We start from the raw sequence: 19,511 nt of genomic DNA on the forward strand, positions 1-19,511 counted from the left end.
GGGCCGGAATGTTCGTACAGTGGAGGCAGAAAAGCGACCACGACGAGCGGGGCACCATCATGACCGGAGTCGACCCGGACCGTCTGGACGACCAGCAGCTCATGAAGGAGCTGGAGACGATCCACCGTACGCGCCACGACACCCTGCTGTACGGCTCGAACGACGCACTGCGCGCCCACAACGAGCGCATGGCGCAACTGGAGGGCGAGTATCTGCGCCGCAATCCGCGCCGCCCGGTCGTCGCCGGCCGCACCCGGGAGGGAGCCCGCGAGCGCGGCTGCGGCGGAGCGGCGATTCCCGGCGCCTGAGGCGGTCGCGCGCCGGGGATCAGGCCTCGGCGAACACGTCGAGGAACGCCTCGCAGAACACCTTCAGGGACGCGATGCGCAAGTCGATCGCCTTCCTTCCCGGCTCACGTACGGCCCGCCAGTGCCTCGGCCAGTTGCTGGACGTTGGCGTAGCGCGCGCCGCGTGGCAGCCGTCGGACCGCCTGGATCAGCGCGTCGGGGGCCTGCCCCCGGTGCAGGGCGCCTGCCAGCTCACCCGGCGCCGCGGGGAAGTCGCCGCGCCCCAGATGCCGGGCCAGGTCCAGCCGTACCGTCGCCAGGGGCGGCCGTTCGCTCTTGCCCGGCACCACCGGACCGCGCCAGATCTCGGGGTCGTCCTCGGCGGGAGGCTCCGGGTCCTGCCACTCCTCGGTGCGGGTGGGGTGCCCCGACCTGAGCAGGTCCTGGAGCTCGTGCTTCATCTCGTCGTCCCGGTGAGCGCTCAGCCGGGCGCTGCCTCGCTGCATGGCTCCCTCCAGGGGTACAGGGGTGCGTGTTCAGGGAGTGTGCTCCGCGTACCCGAACACCGGGCGCCGACACCCCATGCACACGGGTGTTTGCCCCCGGAGGCGACGGGCAGGCGCACAGTCAGTGCTTCGGACAGGAGGCACGTCCGTGGGAGCGGCGAACCAGTCGCCACGGGTGGGTCCGTCCGGGGCCGCTCAGGTGCTCCCACGGTGACCGTCCGACCCAGCAGTCCAGGGGAGTTGCGACGCACCATGCCGAATCGAGCGAGCACGAAGCAGCACCCGCACGACGACGCACCCGACACCGCCCAGGCGTTCCGCGAACTCGCCGCGATCCCCTCGGGGCCGCGGCGCGACCGGCTTCGCCACCAGATCGTCGAGGCCTGGCTGCCCATGGCCGACCGGATCGCGGGACGGTTCCGCAGCCGTGGCGAGAGCTTCGAGGATCTGCGCCAGGTCGCCGCCCTCGGTCTCGTCAAGGCCGTGGACCGGTTCGACCCCGGGCGCGGCAAGGCCTTCGAGAGCTACGCCGTGCCCACCGTCACCGGTGAGATCAAGCGCCACTTCCGCGACCACATGTGGGCCCTGCACGTGCCGCGCCGGGTCCAGGACCTGCGCAACCGGGTCCGCTTCGCCTGCCGGGACCTCTCGCAGACCGGCGCGGGCCCGCGGCCCGCCGTCGCGGAGATCGCCGAGTACGCCGACCTGAGCGAGGAGGAGGTCCGGGTCGGACTGGAGGCGCTGGACAGCTTCACCGCGCTGTCCCTGGACGCGGAGCTGTCCGGCAGCGGGGAGGGGTACTCGCTGGCCGACGCGCTCGGTTCGGCCGACCCCGCGATCGACACGGTCGTGGACCGGGAGGCCGTCAGGCCCCGGCTGGCCGCCCTGCCCGAGCGCGAGCGGGTCGTCCTCTACATGCGGTTCTTCGGGGACATGACACAGAGCAGGATCGCCGAGCAGCTGGGCATCTCGCAGATGCACGTGTCCCGGCTGATCAGCCGGTGCTGCGAGCGGCTGCGCGACCAGGTGATGCGGGACGTGGCGTAGCGGGTGATGCGGGACGTGGCGTAGGGGCGGAGCTCGCGGGGTGCGTGCGCCCTATGCCCGAGGGCCGTGGACGTCACCCGATAGGCCGGTCGCGTTCCCGCGAATGGGGTCCGGCCGCGCGCGAGGTGCGGCCCGGCGGGCTGTGATGGCTGCGGGAGGCACGACCGAGGTGCCCCCGCAGCCGTCCGTTGAGGAGCCCGTCCCATGCGACGCACCGCTCGTGCCCTGTCCGCGACCGCCCTGGCCGCGGCCGCCCTCGGCATCGCGATACCGGCCGCCCGGGCCGACCCCGCCGCGGAGGTCAGTCCGGGCAGCGTCCGGCCCGGTGGCAGCGTCACCGTCTCCGTCACCTGCGATGCGGTCGAGGGGACCGCCCCGGAGACGATCGACGCCTCCTCACGGGCCTTCGAGGGGGGAACCGTGCGGCTGCGCCGGGTCACCGCCGCGGACGGCCGTACGGCCGGGACCGCCGGGACCGCCTATCGGGGCACCGCTCGGATTGCCTCCGGTGCGGACACCCAGAACGATCCGGACGCGGCCGCGCAGGACGCGGCGCGGACGGCGGTCGACGGCACGTGCCCCGCCGCGGCCGGTGCGCAGGGGCAGTCCTGGAGCGCCGAGTTCTCGATGCCGCGCGCCGACACCGAAACCGATGTCGCCGCCGACGCCGATGGCGACGCCGCCGGCACCGTCGTCGGCCCGGGCACGGTCACGGGTGCCGATTCCGGCTCGGACATCGGCGCCGACGCCGATGGCACCGGGCCGTGCGATGAAGCGAAGGCCTGCGGTGCGTCGCAGTCGTGCGGGGACGACCTGGGGCGGGAGTGCGCGCAGTCCCAGCCGGCGGGGGACGGCCGGGAGACGTCCACGGACGCCCGGGAGGCGTCAGGTGACGGCCGCGAGGCGTCGGGCGATGGTCGGGATGCGTCAGGTGACGGCCGTGAGTCGTCGGGTGACGGCCGTGAGTCGTCGGGTGACGGCCGGGAGACGTCGGGCGACGGCCGGGAATCCTCCGGGGACGGCTGGGAGCCCTCCGGGGACGGGCGGGAGTGCGGGGAGCCCGGGGGTGCATCCTGTAGCGACGGCGGCCGTACGTGCTCCGCGCCCCGGGACGACTCCACCTGCGGCCCGGCCGTCGTCCAGCACGGTGTGGACGCTGGGGAGGGCGGCGCCTTCACCGGGTCCGTACCGGCGCTGGTCGTCGGCGGACTGCTGATCGCGGGCGCGCTCGGTGCGGCCGTGCACCGACTCGTGTGGCACCGGGAGCAGCCCGGGGACGGCTGACACCGGCCGAGGAAGCGGCCGACGACAGAGCACGGACCGTACGGACGGCACTCGGCACCACGGACTTGCGCGGAGGCGGACATGCGGCGGACGCACCTCGAAGGCCACGGCCCCGTCCGCTACGGGCCGCCCCTGCCCGACGACGGACTGCCCGTCCTGCCGGAGCTCTCCGCCGTGCTCGCCGCGGCGGCGAGCCGTCCCGGGGAGGAGCCGGTCGGCGGTGGCCCCGGACTCCTGGAGGCGGCCGGCGGCTACTGGGCGCGGCGCGGACTGCCCACCGGGACGGACCGCGTGGCGGCCGGTCCCGGAGCACCGTCGCTGCTGCTCGCCCTGACCGCCGCGCTCGGCGGTGACGTCCTCGTGCCCCGGCCCTGCGCGGCCTGGTGGGCACCGTACGCGCGCCTGCTGGGCAGACCCGTCTTCCACGTCGCCACACCGGCCGAGTGCGGCGGCGTACCGGACCCGTACGCCCTGCTGGAGACCGTGCGCCGGGTCCGCGCCGAGGGCGGCGACCCACGGCTGCTCGTGCTCTCCGTCGCCGACGACCCGACCGCCACCGTCGCACCGCCCGAGCTGCTGCACGAGACCGTCGAGGCCGCCGAGGGCGAGGGACTGCACCTGGTCAGCGACGAGACCTGGCGCGACACCCTGCACGACCCGCACGACACCGTGCTGCTCAGCCCCGCCGAGATGCTTCCCGACCGGGTCACCGTCGTCACCGACCTGGCCGGTGCCCTGCTGCCGTCTGGTTGGCCCGCGGCCGTCGCCCGCTTCCCCGAGGGGGACACCGGGGAGGCGCTGCACGCGCGCGTGCTGGACGTGCTCACCGCACTGGGGGCGCGCGTCGCCGGGCCGGTCGCGGCCGCCGCCGGGTACGCGCTCGGCGAACCCGAGCCGGTCACCGTACGCCGCGACGCCGCCGTACGCCTGCACGCGCGTGTGGCCGCCGCCGTGCACGCCGCGGTCGTTGCCGCGGGCGCCCTGTCCCGGCCGCCGCAGGCCGGCCGCCACCTGTACGTCGATCTCGGTGAGCTGCGTTCCGCGCTCGGCGCGCACGACATCGGCGACGCACAGGAGTTGGAGGACTTCCTCACCGCCGGGCTCGGCATGCCCGCGCCCGGCGGCCACCGCTTCGGCGACGACCTGGGGGCGCTACGCGTGCGGCTGTCCACGGGGCCGCTGCTCGGCGGTACGGACGAGGAACGCACGGAATGCCTCATGTCACCCTCACCGTTGGAACTGCCACACGTGCAACGCGCGTTGATCTCCTTGAGGTCGGTCTTCGACGATCTCCGCGACGACGCTCAGCGATGGGAGCCTCCTCGATGACGCAGCAGACGCAGCCGCTCGGGTCCACCACCACGACGACGACCATTGAAGCCGACGTTCCACCGGCCCCGGCGGCCCCGCCCGCCCCCACCTCCTTCGCGCCTCCGTTCCCGCCCCTCGCCGACCCCCGTCCCCTGGGCGAACTCCGGTTCTGGCCGCGGACCTTCCACGACCGGCTCACCGCCCCCCTGCCCGGCTTCAAGGCCATCGCCCGCTTCGCCCGCGAGGGTTCCGTACGGCCCGGACCCGACGGCCTCGCCGACATCCCGCACCTCCCCTTCGAACCCGGCCCGCTGCCCCGCACCGACGCCCGCACGACCGCCGTCACCTGGGCGGGCCACGCCAGTTGGGTCCTGCGAATAGGCGGGCTCACCGTCCTCACCGACCCGGTCTGGTCGCGCCGGATCCTCGGCACCCCGGCCCGGGTCACCCCCGTCGGGGTCGCCTGGGAGGCGCTGCCGCGCGTCGACGCCGTGGTGATCAGTCACAACCATTACGACCACCTGGACGCCCCGACCCTGCGCCGGCTCCCGCGCGACACACCGGTGTTCGTCCCGGCCGGCCTCGGCAGCTGGTTCCGCCGCCGCCGGTTCACCGTCGTGACCGAGCTCGACTGGTGGGAGGCGGCCGAACTGTCCGGCGTCCGCTTCGACTTCGTGCCCGCCCACCACTGGTCCAAGCGCACCCTCACCGACACCTGTCACAGCCTGTGGGGCGGCTGGGTGCTCACCGCCCCGGACGGACAGCGCGTCTACTTCGCCGGTGACACGGGATACGGCCACTGGTTCTCCCGCATCGGCCGCCGCTACCCGGACATTGACCTCGCGCTGCTCCCCATCGGCGCCTACGACCCACGCTGGTGGCTGAGCGACGTCCACTGCGACCCGGAGGAGGCCGTGCGCGCCGCCCGCGACCTCGGCGCGCGCCGCATGGCGCCCATGCACTGGGGCACGTTCGTACTCTCCGCCGAGCCGGTCCTGGAGCCACTCACCCGGGTGCAGGCCGCGTGGGCGACGGCGGGACTGGACCGCGAGGCCCTGTGGGACCTGCCGGTGGGAGGCTCACGGGTACTGGACTAGCTAGGACCTGTCCGGCGGAGCGTGGCCCCGTCCTCCGGGCGGGGCGCGCTCACCCCGACCGCTGGACCGGCGCAGCCTTCCGCAGGCGCCGCCAGGCGCTCGGCGTCACGCTGATGAGCAGCGTCAGCGCAACGGCCGCGACCACGCCCTGCCACGGCTCCGGGAAGAGCGAACCGCCGAGGATCCCGATCAGCTGGTAGGTCACCGCCCAGGCCAGACAGGCCGGCAGGTTGCCGCGGGCGAAGCGGCGCAGCGGCCAGTCGGCCAGCAGACAGGCCAGCATCACCGGGATACGGCCCGCCGGCACCAGCCGGGACAGCACGAGCACCGCCACACCGTGCTCCGCCAGCTTCCCCTGCGCCTGCGTCAGCCGGTCCTCGGGCGCCCGCGCGCGGATCGCGGCCAGCCACCGCGACCCGTTCTTCGAGCCCATCCCGCGCCGCCCCAGCAGATAGAGCGCCGCGTCCCCCAGGAACGCGGCCAGCGACGCCGTCACGAACACCAGCGCCAGCGAGAACGGCGCGGTCTGATGGAACGCCACCACCGCCGCCGAACTCACCAGCGCCCCGGTCGGCACCACCGGCACCAGCGCCCCGATCAGCACCAGCAGGAACAGCGACGGATAGCCGATCGCCTGCTGGGTGGACTCCGGTGGCACGGCCGCCCGCGCGGCGTCGGCGAGCCAGTTCACCGCGCGACCTCCAGCCGCACGCCCTCCCCGTGCCCGAGCTTGTGCACCGTCACCTGAGGCGCGTACTCGGCGGCCAGGCGCACGAATTCATCACCCGGCGCATGGAATTCATGGGGGCGCACGGCGTCCATGCCGATGGGCCAGTATGTGCCGTAGTGCACCGGCACCGCGCTGCGCGGCGCGAGCCGGGCCAGCGCCTGGGCGGCCCGTCCCGCGTCCAGATGCCCCGGGCCGAGGTACGGCCCCCAGCCGCCGACCGGCAGCAGCGCCACGTCCACCGGCCCGACCTCCTCGGCCATGGAGTCGAACAGGCCGGTGTCCCCGGCGAAGTAGGTCCGTGCCTCGCCCTCGACGACGTACCCGAGGGCGGGGGAGCGGTGCGGGCCGATCGGCAGCCGTCGCCCGTCGTGACGTGCCGACACCGCCCTGACGACCAGGTCACCGATCACGGTCTCGTCCCCGGGGGCCACCTCGGCGATGCGCAGATGGGCGAGCCGGCGCAGCCCCGGTACCGCCCGTGGTGCGCCCCGGGGCACGAGCAGGCGCGTGCCCGGGGCGAGCCGGGCCAGCGAGGGCAGGTGCAGATGGTCGGCGTGCAGATGCGAGACGAGTGCCACGTCCGCCCGGCGGGCGTCGGGGGCGGGCAGCGCACCCCGGCGGCGGCGCAGATGCGCGAGTCTGCTGACGAACAGAGGATCGGTGAGCACACGTATGTTCGAGTCGACTACCGTGCAGGTGGCGTGACCCCACCAGGTGATCTCCACCGGCACCCTCTTCGCCTCCTTCGCGCGACTCCCCGAAGCCTACGGGCAGGAGTAGGGTCGGCGGCGAAACCCGGAGGTGAGGGGGCCACCATGGGACCGGTTCGGGTCACGGCGATCGCCAGTCTGACGCCGCTGGAGGAGCTGGAGGCGGATCCCTTCCTCGTGGATTCCCGCAGTCAGCACGCCATGTGTGCCCGCTGGGCCGCCGAGCGCGGCTATGTCGTGGCGCGGGAGCTGCTGGTGCGCGGTCTGCGCCCCGACCACTGCGTCCTGTGGGATGGGGTCCGGCCCGGGGTGGACCTGTTCGTCGCGCCCAGCCGACGGGTGCTGGAGAGCGCCCTGTCCTCCGTCGACGAGTTCACCGCGGAGTGCGCCCGGCGCGGGGTGCGGGTCGAGACGGTCGGCTGCGCGGAACCGCTGTACGACGCCCAGATGAAGGCCCGTGTCCACCGGCGCCTGTCGATGCCGACCGCGGGGTACGACGGCCGCTAGAAGCCGGGATGATCCGGACGACACCCCCTGGGTCCTGCTGCGGAAGTCCCTGATGTCCGGCCCGCCCCCTGTGACAAGGTGGAGCAAGGCCCGCGCCGGTGACGGGCCGGGACGTGAGGTGTGCGGGGCGTGCGTGGCGGGCGTTGGCGGCGGATCGCCAGTCAGATCGGGCGGAGCGTCACGGTGTGGGCGGTCTCCACCCTCACCATGCTCGTGCTCGCCGGAATCCTGCCCGACTTCCAGCTCCAGTCAACCGACGGCGACAGCGCCACCCGCATCGCCGTCACCGCAGCCCTCGGCGCCGGCGCCTTCGGCATCCTGTCGGCCGTGGTCTGGCCGCTCCTGGTACGGCTGCTGCTGCTCGTGCCCGCACTCGTCCTCGGCCTGCTGGTCTTCTTCCTCAACGGCTCCCTGCTGCTCGTCGCGCTGCGCATCAACCCCTCCGGCAGCAGCGAGGCCGCCCCCGAGACCGCCGTCATCGTGGCCGCCGTGATGTCCGCCGTCGCCTCCGCCACCGGCGCCGCCCTCGCCGTCCGCGACGACGACGCCTACCGGCGCAGGCTCTACCGGCTCGCCGACCGCCGCCGCAGCTCCCACCCGCCCTGCCCGGCCACCCCCGGCACCGTCCTCGTCCAGCTCGACGGCGTCGGCCACGACGTCCTCACCGACGCCGTCCGCAAGGGGCTCATGCCCACCGTCGCCCGCTGGACCGGCGCCGCCGACGGCCGGCGGCCCACTCACCGGCTCACCCCCTGGCGCACCGACTGGTCCAGCCAGACCGGCGCCAGCCAGCTCGGCATCCTGCACGGCTCCAACTTCGACGTCCCCGCGTTCCGCTGGTACGAGAAGGACAGCCACGAGGTGATGGTCTGCAACCGCCCGACCAGCGCCGCCGAGCTCCAGCGCCGTGCCGTCGAGCGCACCCGCGACGGCGGACTGCTCTCCGCGGACGGCGCCAGCCGCGGCAACCTGTTCAGCGGCGGCGCCGGCGAACAGGCCCTCGTCCTGTCCATCGCCACCCGCCGCCGCGGGCGTGAGAACCGCTCCCGGGCCGGCTACTTCGCCTACTTCTCCGACCCTGCCAACGCCGTCCGCACCGCGCTCTCCTTCGCCGCGGAGGTCTGCCGGGAGATCGGCCAGTCCACCCGGGCCCGGGCACGGGGGCAGCGTCCACGCGTCAAGCGCGGCGGGCTCTACCCCTTCGTCCGTGCCTTCGCGACCGTCGTCGAACGGGACGTGGTCGTCGCCGCGGTGATGGGCGACCTGCTCGCCGGCCGCACCGCCGTCTACGCCGACCTCGTCGCCTACGACGAGGTCGCCCACCACTCCGGGCCGCGCAGCCGCGACGCCGACAAGGTGCTGCAGCGCCTGGACCGGTGCCTCGCCCTCATCGAGAAGGTCGCCGAACACGCCCCGCGCCCCTATCGGATCGTCGTGCTCTCCGACCACGGCCAGAGCCCCGGCGAGACCTTCCACGCCCGCTACGGCCTCACCCTCGGCGACCTGGTCCGCGCCGGCAGTGGACTGCCCGTACCCCGCCGGGCCGAGCGCACACACAGTGGCGCCGAGGCACGAGCCGCCGTACGCGCGGCCCTGCGCAGGCCCGTCGAGGAGCGCGGCGAACGCCACCGCCCCGCCGGCCGCCACTCGGAACCGATCGTGCTCGCCTCCGGCAACCTCGGCCTGGTCTCCTTCCCGGACGTGCCCCACCGCATGACCAAGGAGGAGATCGACGCCCGTCACCCCGCCCTGCTCACCACCCTCGCCAACCACCCCGGCATCGGCTTCCTACTGGTGCGCAGCGAGCGGCACGGCGGGCTCGTGCTCGGCGCGAACGGCGCGGAGATCCCGCTGGACCGGCTCGACGGCCACCCCGGCCCGCTGTCCTGCTTCGGCCCCGGCGCCGCCGACGCCGTCCGCCGCACGCACTCCTTCCCGCACACCGCCGACATCATGGTCAACTCCTGGTACGACCCCGCCGACGGCGAAGTCCTCGCCTTCGAGGAGCAGATCGGCTCCCACGGCGGACTCGGCGGCGCCCAGGCGAAACCGTTCCTGCTGTCGCCCCTCGCCCTGTCCTCGCCCAGCGACGACGGGCAGGAGCCGGCCGGCGCCGAGCAGGTGCACCGCGTGCTGCGCCGCTGGCTGCGCGAGGAGAACGGCCCCCAGGTGCCGCTCACCCCGGAGGCCGAGGAGGAGCGGGCCGCCTGAAAATCGGCTGCACCGGAGGGGACACGCGCCCACACTGTTCGAGTCGCCCACCCTCGAACCTCCCCAAGGAGCCTTGGTCTTGCAGGCTGCCGTCACGGTCACCCCTGCCCGTCTCCCCGAACTGCTGCTCGGCCTCGCCACCGTCCGCCCCGTCTTCATCTGGGGCGCCCCCGGCATCGGAAAGTCCTCCCTGGTCCGGGAGTTCGCCGCATCGCTGGGCCTGGAGTGTGTGAGCCTGCTCGGCACCCAGCTCGCCCCCGAGGACCTGATGGGCGTCCCGCAGATCCGCGAGGGACGGTCGGTGTTCTGCCCGCCGGAGGCGATCGCCCGCGACGAGCCGTACTGCCTGTTCCTGGACGAGCTGAACGCGGCCACCCCGGATGTGCAGAAGGCGTTCTACTCGCTGATCCTGGACCGCCGTATCGGCACCTACGAGCTGCCCAAGGGCTCGATCGTCGTCGGCGCCGGAAACCGGGCCACCGACAACGCCCTCGCCCGCCCCATCGCCTCCGCCCTCGTCAACCGCCTCGCACACGTCCACCTGGAGGCCTCCGCCCGGGACTGGCTCGCCTGGGCCGCGGGCAACGGCATCCACCCCTGGATCGTGGACCACGTCACCGACCGGCCCGACCATCTGTGGTCCAAACCGCCGAAGACCGAGGAGCCGTTCTCCACCCCGCGCTCCTGGCACATGCTCTCCGACGCGCTGCACTCCTTCGGCCGGGACCTCGACGAGGAGACCCTCAAGGTCCTCGCCCACGGCACCTTGACCCCCGCCCACGCGACCGCCTTCTACGGCTACGTCAAGATCGTCCGCAGCCGCTTCGGCATCGAGGCGATCCTCAAGGGCGACGCCCGCTGGCCGCAGCGCGTCGAGGACCGGGACCTGCTGTACTACCTCGCGGAGTCGTTCCGCGGCCGCCTCGTCAAGGAACTGCCCGTCAGCAAGGAGCACATGTCGGCGAACGGGCGCCAGACCGCGTACCGAGCCAAGTCCCTGCTCGTGCAGCTCGCCGAGATCTCCGTCGAGGTCGCGCAGAGCGTCATAGCCGCCGACGCCGACGGCAATCCCGTCCTGCCCGCCTGGTTCCTGATCGAGGCGGCCCGGGACATGCCCCGGCTGGTGGAGGCGCGCCGATGAGCCGGACCCGCGCGGCAAAGCAGCAGAAGAACAAGGACCCGGCCGCGGAGGAGTTCGCGGCGGGTGTGGCGCTGCTGCGGGCCAACCCAGCGCTACGCGCGGTGAAGTTCACCGTCTGCCGCCATCCGGATTGCGGTCTCGCGCCGCGTGAGGGTCTCGTCCGCGCCGACTCCGACGATGTGCTGCACGCCCACCCCACCCGCCGTGCCGAGCCCGCCGCATGGGCCTGGGCCCTCGCCCACGCCACGCTCCACCTCGGCTTCGGACACCTCCCGGCCGCCACCGGCGCACGCACCCAGCCCGACCGCCACGACCTCGCCGCCCGCTGCGCCGTCGTCAACCGCTTCCTGCAGACCTTTCCCGTCGGCCAGGCACCGGAGCAGTTGCCGCAGAGTCCCGACGGCGACGAGGAACAGCTCGCCGCGCAGTGGCGCCGTACGGGCGTCCCGGCCGCGTACGAACGCTGCGGCACCGCCGGCACCGAGCCCGACCAGCTGCTGGTGTCCTGGAACAAGTGGGCCGGGCAGCCCCCGGACTGGCAGCTCGCCTTCGCGCACGCCCTGACCCGCACCATGGCCACGGCGATGGACATGGCGGGCGGCCGCCGCGACTCCATGACCGGCGCCGCGACCCCGCTGCGCCCCTGGGAGAAGGCCCTGAGCTGGTTCATCTCCTCCTATCCGCTGCTCGGCGGCATCGCGGCCGGCATCAGGCTGGTCGCCGACGCCGAACTCGCCCGCGCCCATGACATCTCCGTCGCCGCCGTCAACGCCGAAGCGGGCGAGATCTACGTCAACCCGCTGCGCACCCTGGAGGACGAGGAGTGGCGGTTCGTCCTCGCCCACGAGATGCTGCACGCCGCCCTGCGTCACGGCGACCGCTGCGGCACCCGCGACCACTATCTGTTCAACATCGCCTGCGACTACGTCATCAACGCCTGGCTCGTCGAGATGGGCGTCGGCACCATGCCCCAAGGGGCGCTCCACGACCCGGAGCTGACCGGCCTGTCCGCCGAGGAGGTGTACGACCGGATCGCCGGCGACCTGCGCCGGATGCGGCGCCTGGCCACCCTGCGCGGCAAGGGTCTCGGCGACATGCTCGGCGCCCCGCTCGGCCCGCCCCGTGACTACGTCGACCTCGACGAGTTCTACCGCCGGGGCCTTTCCCGGGGTCTGGACCTGCACCAGGCGCAGGAGCGCGGCTTTCTGCCCGGCGGCCTGGTCGAGGAGATCCGCGCGCTCAGTCATCCGCCGCTGCCCTGGGACGCACAACTCGCTCGCTGGTTTGACGAGTTCGTCCCGCGTCCGGAGGCGGTGCGGTCGTACGCGCGGCCCTCGCGTCGGCAGTCGTCCACCCCCGACATCCCGCGCGCGGGGCGCTGGTTCCCGCCGGAGGAGGTCGCCCGCTGCACCTTCGGCGTCGTCCTCGACACCTCCGGCTCGATGGACCGCACGTTGCTCGGCAAGGCGCTCGGCGCGATCGCCTCGTACGCCGAGGCCCGCGACGTGCCCGCCGCCCGGGTGGTCTTCTGCGACGCGGCCCCGCACGACGCCGGCTATCTGCCGGTCGCCGAGATCGCCGGTCGGGTACGGGTGCACGGCCGCGGCGGTACGGTCCTGCAGCCCGGGATCGACCTGCTGCACCGGGCGGACGACTTCCCGCCGGGCGCCCCGGTGCTGGTCATCACCGACGGCTGGTGCGACGTGCTGCGCGTGCGGCGCGAGCACGCCTATCTGATCCCGCAGGGCGGCCGGCTGCCGTTCACCCCGCGTGGGCCCGTCTTCAAGGTGCGGTGAGTCCGGATGTGATCGGATGGGACACGCAGAACCCGGAATGGGGCTCCCACGCGAAAGGAACTACCGTGGCCACCACGCGCACCGCACACACCGTCTGGGAAGGCAACCTGATCGAGGGCAACGGTGTCGTCACCTTCGACTCCTCCGGCATCGGCCAGCAGCCGGTGTCGTGGCCGTCGCGCGCGGAGAAGGCGAACGGCAAGACCAGCCCCGAGGAGCTGATCGCCGCCGCCCACTCCAGCTGCTTCTCCATGGCGCTGTCGCACGGCCTGGCCGGCGCCGGCACCCCGCCCACCAAGCTCGTCACCTCGGCGGACGTCACCTTCCAGCCGGGTGAGGGCATCACCGGCATCCACCTCACCGTCGAGGGCACCGTCCCCGGTCTGGACGAGGACGGCTTCGCCGCGGCCGCCGAGGACGCCAAGAAGAACTGCCCGGTCAGCCAGGCCCTGACCGGCACCACCATCACCCTGTCGGCGAAGCTGGCCTGACCCGCACCACGTCCCCGGATGCCGCGTCCCCAGGACGCGGCATCGCCGTTTCCGGGTACCCGGCATTGACAACGGCCCGCTCAAGTTTTGTGCTGGAGTCGGGGAAACGGCGGGCGGAAGGGGACAGCAATGGCACGCGCGGTCGGGATCGATCTCGGCACGACGAACTCGGTGGTGGCCGTCCTGGAGGGCGGCGAGCCCACGGTCGTCGCCAACGCCGAGGGGGCGAGGACCACGCCGTCGGTCGTGGCCTTCGCCAAGAACGGCGAGGTACTGGTCGGCGAGGTCGCCAAACGGCAGGCCGTGACGAACGTGGAGCGCACCGCCCGCTCGGTGAAGCGGCACATGGGCGACGGGGCCTGGCGCTTCCCGGACAGCGGCTCCGTCGACGGCACCCGCTACCGGGCCCAGGAGCTGTCGGCGCGGGTGCTGCAGAAGCTGAAGCGGGACGCGGAGGCCTACCTCGGCGAGGACGTCACCGACGCGGTGATCACCGTACCCGCGTACTTCGACGACTCGCAGCGGCAGGCGACGAAGGAGGCCGGGGAGATCGCCGGTCTGAAGGTGCTCAGGATCATCAACGAGCCCACGGCCGCCGCCCTCGCCTACGGCCTCGACCGCGGCGAGGAGCAGACCGTCCTCGTCTTCGACCTCGGCGGCGGCACCTTCGACGTCTCCCTCCTGGAGATCGGGGACGGCGTCATCGAGGTGAAGGCCACCAACGGCGACACCCACCTCGGGGGCGACGACTGGGACCAGCGGATCGTGGAACACCTGGTCAAGCGGTTCAAGGGGCAGTACGGCGTCGACCTGGGCAAGGACAAGATGGCGCTGCAGCGGCTGCGCGAGGGCGCCGAGAAGGCCAAGATCGAGCTGTCGAGCTCGACCGAGACGACGATCAACCTCCCGTACATCACCGCCTCCGCCGAAGGCCCCCTCCACCTGGACGAGAAGCTGACCCGCGCCCAGTTCCAGGAGCTCACCGCCGATCTGCTCGACCGCTGCAAGACCCCCTTCCACCAGGCGGTCAAGGACGCCGGCGTGAAGCTCTCCGCGATCGACCACGTCATCCTGGTCGGCGGCTCGACCCGGATGCCCGCCGTCACCGACCTGGTCAAGGAGCTCACCGGCAAGGACCCGCACAAGGGCGTCAACCCTGACGAGGTCGTGGCGGTCGGCGCCACCCTGCAGGCGGGCGTCATCCGCGGCGACGTCAAGGACGTGCTCCTGCTGGACGTCACCCCGCTGTCCCTGGGCATCGAGACCAAGGGCGGCATCATGACCAAGCTCATCGAGCGCAACACCACGATCCCGACCCGCCGTTCGGAGATCTTCACCACGGCCACCGACAACCAGCCCTCGGTCGGCATCCAGGTCTACCAGGGCGAGCGGGAGATCGCCGCCTACAACAAGAAGCTCGGCGTCTTCGACCTCACCGGCCTGCCGCCCGCCCCGCGCGGAGTCCCGCAGATCGAGGTGGCCTTCGACATCGACGCCAACGGGATCATGCACGTCTCGGCGAAGGACCTGGCCACCGGGCGCGAGCAGAAGATGACGGTGACCGGCGGCTCGGCCCTCCCGAAGGACGACATCGACCGCATGATGCGGGAGGCCGAACAGTACGCCGAGGAGGACCGCGGGCGCCGGGAGGCGGCCGAGACCCGCAACCAGGCCGAACAACTCGTCTACCAGACCGAGAAGTTCATCCGGGACAACGAGGACCGGGTGCCCGCCGAGACGAAGTCCGAGGTCGAGGCGGCGGCCGGGGAAGTGAAGACCCTCCTTGAGCAGAACGCCGATACGGCCGCCCTGCGCGCCGGGGTCGAGAAACTCGCCTCCGTGAGCCAGAAGATGGGGCAGGCCATGTACGCCCAGGCCCAGCAGCAGACTCCGCCTCCCGGGGAGAGCGCCGCACCGCCGCAGGACGAGGAGGGCGTGGTCGACGCGGAGATCGTCGACGACGAACGCGACGCGAAGGGCGGTGCCGCGTAGCCGACCCCGGCTACGGGGTCGGCAGTGTCGCGCAGACCGCGTCCAGTACGGATGCGTACGGCGTACCGAACTCCGTCAGCCGGGAGCGGAGGCCCTCCAGCGCGTCGCGGTGTTCCGTGAGCAGTTCCGTGCTGCCGGTCCGGGCGGTGCACTCCAGCACCGCCGGGAGGAAGTCCGGCAGCTCCTCGCAGCTGAACTCCAGGCCGTGCTCCCGGTAGACGTCCTCGAACCGGTCCAGGGACCCGCCCCGCCGTCCGATGCAGCCGTTGTTCCACCGGCTCAGATACAGGCCGTGCCGGTGCCCGAGCCCGAAGACCCGCACATAGTGCTCGGCCAGTTCGCACGGCGGGGTCACGGCCGCGTAGTCGCTGAACTCCCGCAGCTGCGGCGCGGCTTCGCGCAGCAGCGGCAGCCGGGCGACGAAGTCGTCGTCCGGATACGTCAGGCAGAGCGCAGCCGCCTGGTACAGGACCGCGTCCGAGGGCATCCGGCCTCCTTCGCGTCGTCGGAGGCCGGCCGCCGCTCGTGGTCGGGCACGCGCGCTCCCTTGCTCGCCCCTTGGCCCCAACCTAGGGGCGAGAAGGGATGCGCACCTGTCTGCGGCACCCGTCCGGGTCAGGGCTTGCGCGCGACCCCCGCGTACACGGGCACGACGCCCTCCGCCTGCGCCGCCACGTCCTCCGGGTCCGGCCGCCAGCCGTAGACGGGGATGACACCGGGGCCGAGCAGTTCCAGGCCGTCGAAGAACTTGGCGAACTCCGCCAGCGTACGGGGATAGAACGGCGTGCCGCTCCTGCGGAACAGCTCCGCCGCCCGGGCCACGCCCTCGGGGCTGAGATCCTGCGTGACCTGGGAGAGGATCAGATGGCTCCCCGGGGCGAGCCGTGCGACGTACCGCTCGATCAGTCCGTACACATCGTCCTCGTCACCCAGATAGTGGGTGAGCGCCACCAGCGACAGCGCGACGGGCCGGCCGAAGTCCAGGGACTCACCGGCCAGCTGCAGGATGGTGTCGGGGTCGCGGACATCGGCGTGGACGTAGTCCGTGCTGCCCTCGGCGGAGCCCTTCAGCAGCGCCTCGGCGTGCCGCAGCACGATCGGGTCGTTGTCCGCGTACACCACCTTCGACTCCGGGGCCGCACCCTGCGCCACCTGGTGCAGATTGGGCTCGGTGGGAATGCCGGTGCCGATGTCCAGGAACTGACGGATCCCTGCCTCGGCCGCCGTCCGGACGGCGCGGTGCATGAACCGCCGGTTGGCACGCGCCCCGCGCACCGCCGTGCCGTCCGCGGCCAGGATCTTCCGCGCCAGCTCCTCGTCCACCGGGTAGTTGTCCTTGCCGCCCAGCCACCAGTCGTACACGCGTGCGGGATGCGGCCTGCTCGTGTCGATGGTGATGCGCCCGGCCTCGGATTCGCTCATGCGCTGTCTGCTCCGTCCTCAGAGGTTCTTTCGGTACTCACGCAGGATCTTCTCGGTGCGGTGCGCGGACGCGGCCCGCGCGGTCATGTGGTCCAGCACCTCCAGGTGCGCCCCGACCTCCGACCGCGAGTCCAAATACAGGGCGCCGGTCAGATACTCCGTGAAGACCATGTCCGGCAGCTCGGGCTCCGCGAACCGGAACAGCGTGAAGGGGGCGTACGTCCCCGGATGCGGGCCGGCGGCGAACTCGGCGAGCTGGAGGGTGATCCGGTCCCGCTCCACGTACTCCAGCAGCTTGTCCAGCTGGTCGCGCATCACCTCGGCGTGCTCGCTCACCGGGCGCAGCAGCACCGTCTCGTCCATGATCACCCACAGATGGGGTGGGTGCTCCCGTTCCAGCAGGCTCTGCCGGGCCATGCGTAACGACACATGGCGCTCGATCGTCTCCGGGCCGCAGCTCCCGATCGTCCCGGCCACCAGCACCGCACGCGCGTAGTCCTCGGTCTGCAGCAGGCCGGGCACGAAGTGCGGCTCGTAGGAGCGGATGATCCGGGCAGCGCCCTCCAGGCTCACATACAGGCTGAACCAGTCCGGCAGCACATCGTGGAACCGCTGCCACCAGCCCGGCTGGTTGGCCTCCTCGGCCAGCTCGACGAACGCGGCCGCCTCCTCGTCGGCGACGCCGTACGTCGTGAGCAGCACCTGCACGTAGGGGATCTTCAGCGCGACCTCGGCCATCTCCATCCGCCGTACGGTCGCCGGAGCCACCCGCAGCACCCGGGCGGCCTCCTCGCGCTTGAGGCCGGCCGCCTCGCGCAGCTCCTGCAGCCGCTTCCCGAGCACCACCTGGCCCACGGTCGGCGCAGCACGCCGCTCACTCACGCCACGCCTCCCCTACGCGCCGAAGTATGCGTGCAGTGTGTCACGCGACGTCGAATCGCACACGTGCCCGACGCAGCCGCACGCGTCACATGCCCGTCAACCCACCGACGCATGCAGGTACTTGGCGGTGGCCGGGTCGGCGGGCAGGAAGGTCTCGATCGCCAACTCGGCCACCGTCACGTCCATCGGCGTGTTGAACGTGGAGATCGAGGACACGAACGACAGGATCCGACCCTCGTGCTCGATCCGCATCGGCAGCGCGAAGTACGCGGCGGACTCGGCTGGTTCGTCCTCGGGCGTGCCCTCCGGGACCGGATAGGCCGCCACCTCCTCGTACAACTCCCGCAGCGCGTCGGAGCGATGAAGGGCGATCTGCCGTTCCATCTGCGCGAGCAGATGGCCGCGCCACTCGCGCAGATTGCGGATGCGCGGCGCCAGACCCTCCGGATGCAGCGTCAGCCGCATCGCGTTCGGCGCGGGCGTCATGAGGGACTCCGGTACGCCGTCCAGCAGCATGGCGATGCCCCGATTCGCCGCGACGACCGTGTACGTGGCGTCGACGACCAGCGCCGGATACGGCTCGTAACCCCGGATCAGCTGCTCCATCCCGTCCCGCAGCGCGTCCAGTGCCGGGTCGTCCAGCGGGGTCTCGGGATAGTGCGGGGCGTAACCGGCCGCCAGCAGCAGCGCGTTGCGCTCCCGTACCGGCACGTCCAGGTGCTCGGCCAGGCGCAGCACCATCTCCTCGCTCGGCCGCGAACGGCCCGTCTCGATGAAGCTGATGTGCCGCGCCGACGAGTCGGCACGCAGTGCCAGTTCGAGCTGGCTGACCCGGCGCCGCTCCCGCCAGGCACGGAGCAGTGGACCCACACCTTTTTCGTTGGGGGCGGGGGCGGGGCCGGACGCGACACTGGTCATACGGACGACCGTAGTCGAGGAGTGTGCGCATGAACGAGCCCTGGAAACCGTCCTGGGAGGCCACGGCGGTGTACCGGGCCCGGGTCCGCGGCTGCCTGCTCGGCGGCGCCCTCGGTGACGCCCTCGGCTATCCCGTGGAGTTCTCCTCCCTCGACCGGATCCGCGCGGCCCACGGCGCACGCGGGGTGACCGGGCTCGTACCCGGCGCGCACGGCGTGGTGGGCCGGATCAGCGACGACACCCAGATGACCCTGTTCACCGTCGAGGCCCTCGTCCAGGCCCACGCACGGGAACGCGCCAGGGCATCGGCGGCGGCTGGTCCCTGCTGCTGCGCCAGGCGTACGAGCGGTGGCTGGAGACCCGGTCGAAGCCCGGCCCGGACCAGGCCGCACCCACCGAGGGCGGCGCTTCGCCGCCCGGCCTGATCACCGAGGCGTGGCTGTACTCCCCCAGAGGGGGCACCCCCAGCCGCGCCCCGGGCAACGCCTGCCCGTCCGGGATCGCCCAGATGTACGCGCCCGACCCGTGGCTCGCGCTCGACGGCAGGCCGGGGCAGGTCAACCCGGACTCCAAGGGCTGCGGCGCGGTGATGCGCTCGGCCCCCTTCGGCCTCGTCAACCCCGCCGACGCGGCCTTCGCCATGGCCGCCCGCGGCGCCCAGATCACCCACGGCCACCCCACCGGCTACTACGCGGCGGGCGCCCTCGCCGCGATCGTGGCGCACCTCGTCGCCGGGGACTCCCTGGAGGGCTCGGTGCTGCGCGCGCTGCGGGACTTGGAGATCCACCCCGGCCACGAGGAGACCTCGGCCGCCCTGCGCGAGGCCGTCGAGCTTGCCGCGCAGGGGACGCCGACGGCGGAGAAGGTCGAGTCACTGGGCGAAGGCTGGGTCGCCGAGCAGGCCCTCGCCATCGGCGTCCACTGCGCCCTGGCGGAACCCCGCGTCCCGGACGCCCTGCTACTGGCCGTCAACCACTCGGGTGACAGCGACTCCACCGGCTCGGCTGCGGCCGCCTGCTCGGCGCGCGCCACGGTGATGTGGGTCTGCCTCATGCCTGGTCGGGCGGGTTGAGGGGCGGGCGCGGGTCGCGGTGCCGGCGGATGACCTGGCCGCGGAGTTCGCGAGGGGCTGAGTGGGGTCGTCTGTGGCAGGCTGAGCGGGTACGTGAGCCCAGGAAG

18 protein-coding genes and 1 pseudogene are annotated in these 19,511 nt (G+C 72.8%); 12 read left to right on the top strand and 7 right to left on the bottom strand.

Features of this window, described 5'->3' with window-relative positions; genetic code table 11:
* Window positions 1-8 precede the first annotated feature (8 nt).
* Window positions 9-308: a DUF6158 family protein gene (locus tag ACZ4EG_RS07565; RefSeq protein WP_363294705.1), complete on the top strand. Its 300-nt coding sequence runs from the start codon at window positions 9-11 to the stop codon at window positions 306-308.
* Between the two features lie 104 nt (window positions 309-412).
* Here ACZ4EG_RS07565 and ACZ4EG_RS07570 read toward each other — a convergent pair whose 3' ends face one another.
* The gene (locus tag ACZ4EG_RS07570) at window positions 413-793 is read right to left on the bottom strand and encodes a DUF2795 domain-containing protein (protein ID WP_467789913.1); all 381 of its coding nucleotides are present in this window, start codon (window positions 791-793) and stop codon (window positions 413-415) included.
* A gap of 252 nt (window positions 794-1,045) precedes the next feature.
* On the opposite strand from ACZ4EG_RS07570, the gene ACZ4EG_RS07575 reads away from it, so the two are divergent.
* From ACZ4EG_RS07575 to ACZ4EG_RS07590, 4 genes are all read left to right on the top strand, one after another.
* Window positions 1,046-1,840, top strand: coding sequence for an RNA polymerase sigma factor SigF (locus ACZ4EG_RS07575; protein WP_467789914.1), 795 nt, complete (start codon window positions 1,046-1,048; stop codon window positions 1,838-1,840).
* Window positions 1,841-2,044: 204 nt separating this feature from the next.
* On the top strand, window positions 2,045-3,124 hold the full coding sequence (locus ACZ4EG_RS07580; RefSeq protein WP_467789915.1) for a hypothetical protein: 1,080 nt from the start codon (window positions 2,045-2,047) through the stop codon (window positions 3,122-3,124).
* A gap of 81 nt (window positions 3,125-3,205) precedes the next feature.
* Window positions 3,206-4,453 (top strand): aminotransferase class I/II-fold pyridoxal phosphate-dependent enzyme, encoded by a 1,248-nt coding sequence (locus ACZ4EG_RS07585; protein ID WP_467789916.1) that lies wholly within the window; start codon window positions 3,206-3,208, stop codon window positions 4,451-4,453.
* Complete coding sequence (locus ACZ4EG_RS07590) at window positions 4,450-5,532, top strand: MBL fold metallo-hydrolase (RefSeq protein WP_467789917.1); 1,083 nt, start codon at window positions 4,450-4,452, stop codon at window positions 5,530-5,532. Before ACZ4EG_RS07585 ends, ACZ4EG_RS07590 begins: the two co-directional genes overlap by 4 nt.
* 49 nt (window positions 5,533-5,581) lie before the next feature.
* Here the strand turns inward: ACZ4EG_RS07590 and ACZ4EG_RS07595 are convergent, their stop codons facing one another.
* Together ACZ4EG_RS07595 and ACZ4EG_RS07600 are read right to left on the bottom strand one after the other, a co-directional pair.
* Window positions 5,582-6,223 (bottom strand): DedA family protein, encoded by a 642-nt coding sequence (locus tag ACZ4EG_RS07595; protein WP_467789918.1) that lies wholly within the window; start codon window positions 6,221-6,223, stop codon window positions 5,582-5,584.
* Window positions 6,220-6,993 carry an MBL fold metallo-hydrolase gene (locus tag ACZ4EG_RS07600; protein ID WP_467789919.1) on the bottom strand — a complete coding sequence of 258 codons (774 nt, stop codon included), beginning with the start codon at window positions 6,991-6,993 and terminating at the stop codon, window positions 6,220-6,222. Before ACZ4EG_RS07600 ends, ACZ4EG_RS07595 begins: the two co-directional genes overlap by 4 nt.
* 84 nt (window positions 6,994-7,077) lie before the next feature.
* Between ACZ4EG_RS07600 and ACZ4EG_RS07605 the strand changes: the two genes are divergently transcribed.
* From ACZ4EG_RS07605 to dnaK, 6 genes are all read left to right on the top strand, one after another.
* A complete protein-coding gene (locus ACZ4EG_RS07605; protein WP_453556131.1) occupies window positions 7,078-7,479 on the top strand; it encodes a hypothetical protein in 402 nt (133 codons plus the stop codon).
* A 120-nt stretch (window positions 7,480-7,599) separates the two neighbouring features.
* Window positions 7,600-9,690 (top strand): phage holin family protein, encoded by a 2,091-nt coding sequence (locus tag ACZ4EG_RS07610; RefSeq protein WP_467789920.1) that lies wholly within the window; start codon window positions 7,600-7,602, stop codon window positions 9,688-9,690.
* A gap of 79 nt (window positions 9,691-9,769) precedes the next feature.
* Window positions 9,770-10,831, top strand: a complete 1,062-nt coding sequence (locus tag ACZ4EG_RS07615) for an ATP-binding protein (protein WP_467789921.1) — start codon at window positions 9,770-9,772, stop codon at window positions 10,829-10,831.
* The gene (locus tag ACZ4EG_RS07620; RefSeq protein ID WP_467789922.1) at window positions 10,828-12,627 is read left to right on the top strand and encodes a vWA domain-containing protein; all 1,800 of its coding nucleotides are present in this window, start codon (window positions 10,828-10,830) and stop codon (window positions 12,625-12,627) included. The genes ACZ4EG_RS07615 and ACZ4EG_RS07620 overlap by 4 nt, the downstream gene beginning before the upstream one ends.
* Before the next feature lie 65 nt (window positions 12,628-12,692).
* Window positions 12,693-13,118: an OsmC family protein gene (locus ACZ4EG_RS07625; protein ID WP_363294718.1), complete on the top strand. Its 426-nt coding sequence runs from the start codon at window positions 12,693-12,695 to the stop codon at window positions 13,116-13,118.
* Window positions 13,119-13,247: 129 nt separating this feature from the next.
* The gene (gene dnaK, locus ACZ4EG_RS07630) at window positions 13,248-15,110 is read left to right on the top strand and encodes a molecular chaperone DnaK (RefSeq protein ID WP_467789923.1); all 1,863 of its coding nucleotides are present in this window, start codon (window positions 13,248-13,250) and stop codon (window positions 15,108-15,110) included.
* Window positions 15,111-15,120: 10 nt separating this feature from the next.
* On the opposite strand, the gene narJ is transcribed toward dnaK, so the two are convergent.
* The 4 genes from narJ to ACZ4EG_RS07650 all read right to left on the bottom strand — a co-directional run bounded on the left by narJ (window position 15,121) and on the right by ACZ4EG_RS07650 (window position 18,332).
* Entirely contained in the window at window positions 15,121-15,597 is a 477-nt protein-coding gene (gene narJ / locus ACZ4EG_RS07635; RefSeq protein ID WP_453556119.1) for a nitrate reductase molybdenum cofactor assembly chaperone, read from the bottom strand.
* 128 nt (window positions 15,598-15,725) lie between these two features.
* Window positions 15,726-16,532: an SAM-dependent methyltransferase gene (locus ACZ4EG_RS07640; protein WP_467789924.1), complete on the bottom strand. Its 807-nt coding sequence runs from the start codon at window positions 16,530-16,532 to the stop codon at window positions 15,726-15,728.
* Window positions 16,533-16,550: 18 nt separating this feature from the next.
* Window positions 16,551-17,414, bottom strand: coding sequence for a helix-turn-helix domain-containing protein (locus ACZ4EG_RS07645; protein ID WP_453556113.1), 864 nt, complete (start codon window positions 17,412-17,414; stop codon window positions 16,551-16,553).
* Between the two features lie 96 nt (window positions 17,415-17,510).
* On the bottom strand, window positions 17,511-18,332 hold the full coding sequence (locus ACZ4EG_RS07650) for a helix-turn-helix domain-containing protein (protein ID WP_467789925.1): 822 nt from the start codon (window positions 18,330-18,332) through the stop codon (window positions 17,511-17,513).
* 29 nt (window positions 18,333-18,361) lie between these two features.
* Here ACZ4EG_RS07650 and ACZ4EG_RS07655 point away from each other — a divergent pair.
* Window positions 18,362-19,465: pseudogene (locus ACZ4EG_RS07655) on the top strand (ADP-ribosylglycohydrolase family protein).
* Window positions 19,466-19,511 lie beyond the last annotated feature (46 nt).

The sequence above is a fragment of the Streptomyces sp. NPDC025638 genome (assembly GCF_055558775.1).